Origin of the sequence: Micrococcus sp. ACRRV (assembly GCF_022346985.1) — a bacterium.
GTDB classification, from domain to species: domain Bacteria; phylum Actinomycetota; class Actinomycetes; order Actinomycetales; family Micrococcaceae; genus Micrococcus; species Micrococcus porci.
In genome coordinates, this window is sequence record NZ_JAKRNH010000208.1 from 1 (window position 1) to 1,156 (window position 1,156).

Consider the following 1,156-nt stretch of genomic DNA (forward strand, 5'->3'; position numbering starts at 1 on the left):
GGGCGATCGCGACCACGTCCTGGCGGAACTCCCGGGGGTATGCAGCGGGCATGGGGTCATCCTTCCAGCAGTCCCTCCCGGGACCACAGATCAGATGTCAACCAAACTCACGGCAGACCCGAACAGGCCAAGGCGGTCCTGTGGGTCGGCCGCTACTGGATCGAGAACAAGAAGGGTCCCGGGTGGTACGAGCTGGGGGCGGCCATGGGTTGGGACAACGACCAGCTCCAGCGCAAGGTTCAGGTGCTCCTCGACAACAACCTCGTCGCATGGCGAGGCGTCCCCCGCGCACTGCGCCCCACCCCGCCCCCGCCAAGGACAGTCGACCGTCAGGGGAAGCCCGTTGAGTTCCTCCGACCCACCCATGCCAGGTGGGTGTCCGCCACGAAGAGTTTGTCGGCATAGCGTCCGCGCAGGACGCCCACGCGGGTGCGGCCTTCGACCAGCTGAAGCCCGGCAAGCCCCTCCCTGACCAAGGCTCGCTCGATCAGCAGCGGTGGCCGAAGCCAGGTGCCCTCCTTGTGCCACTTCTCCCGGATGCCCATGTGCGCCGGGGAGCCGAAGGTAGCCCGGATACGGACCGCATGCTCGTGGCATTCGGCCCAAGCTTCGATGGCGCCCTCCTCGGAAGCACCAGTACGCACCTCGAGCAAAAGAGACGTGTCGAGCCGCTCAAGGGTCCAGGTGATCTCGTTGAGGTTGATGTGTCCGTAGTCGACGTGGAACGCCCCGTGGCCTGCGTGGTCGAACAGCCACTGCTCTATCACGTCATCCGGCCAACCCAGCCGCACCACAAGTGGGTGGCCAAGGAACCCCCGGAGGGCTCGATCGCGGCTCAGGTTCCACTCCACCGCACGCTCGCTGAGCTGCTCGAAGTCCATCAGCTTCATAGTGACCTCTCGTCTGCCAGCTGCTTCTGCTTCCAGGGGCGCTAAACCCGTCTTTGTCATGTCCGATCTTGGCCGTGTCCAGGTACTGAAGGAGGGGGCCATGGAGCAAGCTGGGAGCATCCACACCGGTCACATCTGGAACGCGGAGTTGAGTCCCTGATAGTGGTGTAACCCTCCCCGGCCGCCAACACCGTCCCCCACGCGGACGCGGTCACCGTGGGAGCCTTCGAGTGAACCTTCCACAGCACTCTCGAAAGGACATCACC

The 1,156-nt window shown here is 64.8% G+C and carries 1 protein-coding gene; it reads right to left on the reverse strand.

The genetic code is table 11. The features are described 5' to 3' along the window. Positions 1 to 329: 329 nt before the first annotated feature. Positions 330 to 881, reverse strand: a complete 552-nt coding sequence (locus tag MHY29_RS12140; RefSeq protein ID WP_239241575.1) for a hypothetical protein — start codon at positions 879 to 881, stop codon at positions 330 to 332. Positions 882 to 1,156: the final 275 nt, after the last annotated feature.

Excerpts from the sequence above, each read along its gene's own strand:
- MHY29_RS12140 (WP_239241575.1), bottom strand. The coding sequence starts at position 881 with ATGGACTTCGAGCAGCTCAGCGAGCGTGCGGTGGAGTGGAACCTGAGC.